The 4,777-nt window shown below is 60.6% G+C and carries 3 protein-coding genes; 2 read left to right on the top strand and 1 reads right to left on the bottom strand.

Annotated features, from left to right (window positions below; translation table 11 throughout):
• Nucleotides 1–673: 673 nt before the first annotated feature.
• Nucleotides 674–1,375, bottom strand: coding sequence for a hypothetical protein (locus tag ACEW8G_RS12090; RefSeq protein ID WP_373488671.1), 702 nt, complete (start codon nucleotides 1,373–1,375; stop codon nucleotides 674–676).
• 308 nt (nucleotides 1,376–1,683) lie between these two features.
• Here ACEW8G_RS12090 and ACEW8G_RS12085 point away from each other — a divergent pair, with 308 nt between their 5' ends.
• Both ACEW8G_RS12085 and leuS read left to right on the top strand, forming a co-directional pair.
• Complete coding sequence (locus ACEW8G_RS12085; RefSeq protein WP_373488670.1) at nucleotides 1,684–2,124, top strand: DUF3576 domain-containing protein; 441 nt, start codon at nucleotides 1,684–1,686, stop codon at nucleotides 2,122–2,124.
• Between the two features lie 26 nt (nucleotides 2,125–2,150).
• Nucleotides 2,151–4,772: a leucine--tRNA ligase gene (gene leuS, locus ACEW8G_RS12080; protein WP_373488669.1), complete on the top strand. Its 2,622-nt coding sequence runs from the start codon at nucleotides 2,151–2,153 to the stop codon at nucleotides 4,770–4,772.
• Nucleotides 4,773–4,777: the final 5 nt, after the last annotated feature.

The following is a 4,777-nucleotide window of genomic DNA, read 5'->3' as shown; positions in this document are numbered from 1 at the left end:
CCTCCGCAAAATGGCCAAGCTGATCCCGATGCCAGCCACCCCAGCGCCTGCATAAGCGGGGACGAGACCTCCAAACTACGCCTAAGCTGGCACCAGCCTCGATCTCAGCGGCGGGTTTTTCAACACAATCGGGTGGTTAGCTGCCATTGTCATCTGCTTGGATTGACTGCTATCTTGCAGCCAATGGCTCGCACTCAGCAAGACTTTCACCAATAGTAAGGACGGTCCGATCTACGTCTCGGTCGAGCCATGGCCGGAGTGCTTTGAACTTGAGCCCGGTGACAAACTGACGCTCATCTGGGAAGCCTCAAATACTGGCAGCGTCATGCAGATTGATTTCATCAACGAACGCGAACTCGTGATTCGGCCAGATGGAGCGATTGACGACATCAAATACCTGTTCAACGGCGAACCTGGCCAAGATCGAAGTTGGACGTTTAAGCATCGATGATGTCCGCTACGGGGTCGTCTCCAGAACGGCAACTTTTACACTGGACAGGCAGAAAGCCGTCGTCGGGATAGAGCGAAGATTTGGGTGCCGGGAGAGACAACCGCTCTCCAACACACGCAAATCACGCGTACACCAAGCACCAAGGGCATGAGATGTGCCAGTGCTTGAGCAGGCGGCCGTTCACCTGCAAGGCAGTACGCGGGGGCCGCCAATGGCAATCGGTCAGAAGCGGAATTCTGTTCCAACGTAAACCGCCTGGCTGTCGAACTGGTCGTTCGTCAATGCGCCAAGGCGGTCCTGCTCGCTGCGCAGGCGGATGCCAGCGGTCACGTCGAGATTGCGGGTCACCTTATAGGCCCCGCCGACATCCAGCGAAAATGCGCTCTGGTCGGTCAACGGACGCGTCGCGCGCACGACCGGGGCTTCGGCCTGATCAAGCTCTATCCGCGGGCTGAACCGGCTCTTGCGAGCGGAGGTGCCACGGCCAAGTTCGCTGAGATCGGGCAGCGCATCATCCGGCTGGCGGATGCTGGCAGGCAGCGCAAACTTCTGGAAACCCTTGGCGACGCCAAGGCTGAACGCCGTCGGGGTGATCTGCACGATGCTGGCGCTCTGGCCTGGCTCGCCCGCAATGTCGGGCCGGATATTGATTGCCTTGGCAGCATCGGGCCTGATTCGCACCGCGATGGTGAGTGCACGGCTACCGCGCGCCTCGGTTGCAGCGGGCGTAAAGCGGAACATTTTGTCGCCGCGCAGTGCCGAAAATTTCAACTTGTCGGCAAGCCGTGGATCAACCGAAGCGGGCGTGAAAGAGCCGATCGCGCCGCGCGCCTCAATCGAGACGGGCTGCGAATCAAAACCGGACGAAAACGCCAGAGCAATCGACGGAGCCAAGGCTGCGCCGCCGAGCAAAAGCCCGAACATTGCCAACCTGTTTTTCACTCCGGACGCCATAATGCTTCTCGACCCAAACGTTGCACAATGATCATTATCACAATTTTTCACAGAATCTCGATTCGCAAGTCAGTTTTGCGAAATAATTTATAACCGTTGCAAACATTCAACAGCCGATGCTCGGGCAGCCACGGATATATCTCAAACACCTCGCATGATAACGTGGCCAAACTTGCGTTTCGATGAACGCCTGACGCCATGCGCAAGCGCTTGCCCATGGCGGTAAAGCATCTATAGGAGTCGCTTGATTTCCAGCATTCGAACGAAGGAAAGCCGCCATGTCCGTGTTCCCTATCGCCCGCGCCGCGATCTGCGCAGTCGGCGCCCTGGCGCTGCTATCGGCCTGTGGCGGACGCGAGCGGCCAAAGTCTGACATCGCCGCCAGCCAGGTGACGACGATTGGTGTGAACAGCTATCTGTGGCGCGCGTCGCTCGATACCCTGTCCTTCATGCCGCTGCTGCAGGCGGACAGCGCCGGCGGGGTGATTGTCACCGACTGGTACACCAACCCGCAAACCCCGAGCGAGCGGATGAAGGTGACCGTGTCGATACTGGATCAGGATTTGCGCGCCGATGCGCTGCGCGTTGCCGCCAGCCGTCAGGTCAGCCAGGCGGGCCAATGGGTCGATGCGCCGGTGCGCGCCGCGACCGTGCAGTCGCTTGAGGAAATCATCCTCACCAAGGCGCGCGATTTGCGCCAGTCCGCCATCCGCGAATGACCGGCCTTTAAGCCAAGAGGCCAGACATGAGCGAACAGACGCGGTTCAATCCGCTCGCCGCCGATGCCCGCTGGCAATCGGTGTGGGATGAGCGCCAGACATTCAAGGCCGACAGCAACAGCGCCAAACCAAAGGCCTATGTGCTTGAGATGTTTCCCTACCCATCGGGCCGCATCCACATCGGCCATGTGCGCAATTACACCATGGGTGACGTCATCGCGCGCTATCGGCGGATGCAGGGCTGCGAAGTGCTGCACCCGATGGGCTGGGATGCGTTCGGCATGCCGGCGGAAAACGCCGCGATGGAAAAGGGCGTGCATCCGGGTGGCTGGACCCGCGATAATATCGCGGCGATGCGCAAGCAGTTGAAGCGCCTCGGCTTCGCGCTCGACTGGAGCCGCGAACTGGCGACCTGCGACCCCGATTATTATGGCCACGAACAGGCGCTGTTCCTTGATCTGTATGCTGCTGGCCTTGTTTATCGCAAGGAAAGCGCGGTCAACTGGGACCCGGTGGATCACACCGTGCTCGCCAACGAACAGGTCATCGACGGGCGCGGCTGGCGCTCGGGCGCACTGGTGGAGCGGCGCAAACTCAGCCAATGGTTTTTGAAGATCACCGACTTTGCCGATGGGCTGCTCGACGGGCTGACCACGCTTGAAAGCTGGCCCGACAAGGTGCGCGCGATGCAGGAGAACTGGATCGGCAAGTCGCAGGGGCTGACGTTTAAATTTCAGATAAAGAACCCCCCACTGCACTTCAAAGAGGTAATCCCTGGCGCACCAACCGAGTTTCCCGAACCGAAGTTCATAGAAGTATATTCGACTCGCCCGGATACTATATTTGGGGCCAGCTTTGTTGCTTTGGCTGCCGATCATCCATGGGCAATGGCATTGGGTGAAACCGATAAAGAGTTGCAGAAGTTTTTGGGTGAATGCCGCCGCACCGGTACGTCCGCTGCCGAGCTGGAAACGCAGGAAAAGCGTGGGTTGGATACGGGCCTCAAGGCCATCCACCCGCTCGACCCGTCATGGGAACTGCCGGTGTTCGTCGCCAATTTCGTGCTGATGGAATACGGCACCGGCGCGGTGTTTGGCGTGCCCGCGCACGACCAGCGCGACCTCGATTTCGCGCGCAAATATATGCTGCCGGTTACCCGCGTCGTGGCGCTGGAAGGCGAGGAAGCCGCGCCGATCCACAACGAGGCCTATACCGGCCCCGGTCGCATTATCAATTCGCAGTTCCTTGACGGCATGAGCGCCGATGAGGCGAAGGCGGCGGTGATCGCGCGCGCCGAATCCGAAGGCTGGGGCACCGGCACCACGGTGTGGCGCCTGCGCGACTGGGGCGTGTCGCGGCAACGCTATTGGGGCACGCCGATCCCGTTCATCCATTGCGATGCCTGCGGCGTCGTGCCCGTGCCCAAGGATCAGCTGCCGGTGATTTTGCCCGAGGATGTCAGCTTCGATATCCCCGGAAATCCGCTGGCGCGGCACCCGACATGGAAGCATGTGGCATGCCCGCAATGCGGCGCGGATGCGGTGCGCGAGACCGACACGCTCGACACGTTCGTTGATTCGAGCTGGTATTTCCTGCGCTTTGCCAGCCAGCCATCGGCCAAGCCCTTCGACCGCGACGAGGTCGCCAAATGGCTGCCCGTCGGCCAGTATATTGGCGGGGTCGAACACGCGATCCTGCACCTGCTCTACGCGCGCTTCTGGACGCGGGCTTTGGCGCGAATTGGCAAGCTGGATGTGACCGAGCCGTTCGCCAGCTTGTTCACGCAGGGCATGGTGACGCATCAGTCGTTTTGGGCAAGCCTTCCGCGTCCAGCGTCCGAAGAGGAACGCAGGGAGTTGGGTGTTGATTTTGTCGAAACTCAAACGTGGGTTGCGCCATCTGACGTTGAGATGCGTGATGGCATTCTCACCCACATACCTTCCGGGAAACGAGCCCATGAAGGCCGCATCGAGAAGATGTCGAAGTCGAAGAAGAACGTCGTCGATCCCGATGAGATTGTGAATCAGTACGGTGCCGATGCGGTGCGCTGGTTCATGTTGTCGGATAGCCCGCCCGAGCGCGATTTGCCCTGGAGCGAATCGGGGATTGAGGGTTGCTGGCGCTTCGTGCAGCGGCTGTGGCGGGTGTTCAGCGCGGTTGAGCCAGCAGAGGGCGAAGACAAGTCACTCGACCGCAAGCTGCACCAGTCGATTGACCTGATCGGCAAGGACATCGAGGCGCTGGCGTTCAACAAGGCGGTTGCGAAAATCTACGAGCTGACCAATGCCATCGAAAAGGCCGCGCCGAGCGCCAGCCGCAATGCCGCCACTCGCGCGCTCGCCCGGCTGGTCGCGCCGATGGTGCCGCATATCGCCGAAGAGGCGTGGGCGATGCTCGAAGGGGACGGCCTGATCGCCGACGCCAGCTGGCCCGATGTCGACCCGGCGCTGCTGGTCGAGGACGAGGTGACCATCGCGGTGCAGATCAAGGGCAAGCTGCGCGATAAGCTGACGGTCGCCAAGGGCCTGCCCAACGAAGAGCTGGAGAGGCTTGCGCTCGCATCTGACAAGGTGCAGCGTAGCCTTGACGGCGCGGCGATCCGTAAGGTGATCGTGGTGCCCGACCGGCTGGTTAATTTGGTGGTGTGATGATG

The sequence above is a fragment of the Blastomonas sp. genome, from assembly GCF_041747255.1.
In the GTDB taxonomy this organism is placed as follows: Bacteria; Pseudomonadota; Alphaproteobacteria; order Sphingomonadales; family Sphingomonadaceae; genus Blastomonas.
This window is presented reverse-complemented; position numbering and strand designations above follow the sequence as displayed.

Bases quoted from the DNA above. Each gene is read 5' to 3' on its own strand.
- ACEW8G_RS12090 (WP_373488671.1), bottom strand. From the start codon at position 1,375: ATGTTCGGGCTTTTGCTCGGCGGCGCAGCCTTGGCTCCGTCGATTGCT.
- ACEW8G_RS12085 (WP_373488670.1), top strand. From the start codon at position 1,684: ATGTCCGTGTTCCCTATCGCCCGCGCCGCGATCTGCGCAGTCGGCGCC.
- leuS (WP_373488669.1), top strand. From the start codon at position 2,151: ATGAGCGAACAGACGCGGTTCAATCCGCTCGCCGCCGATGCCCGCTGG.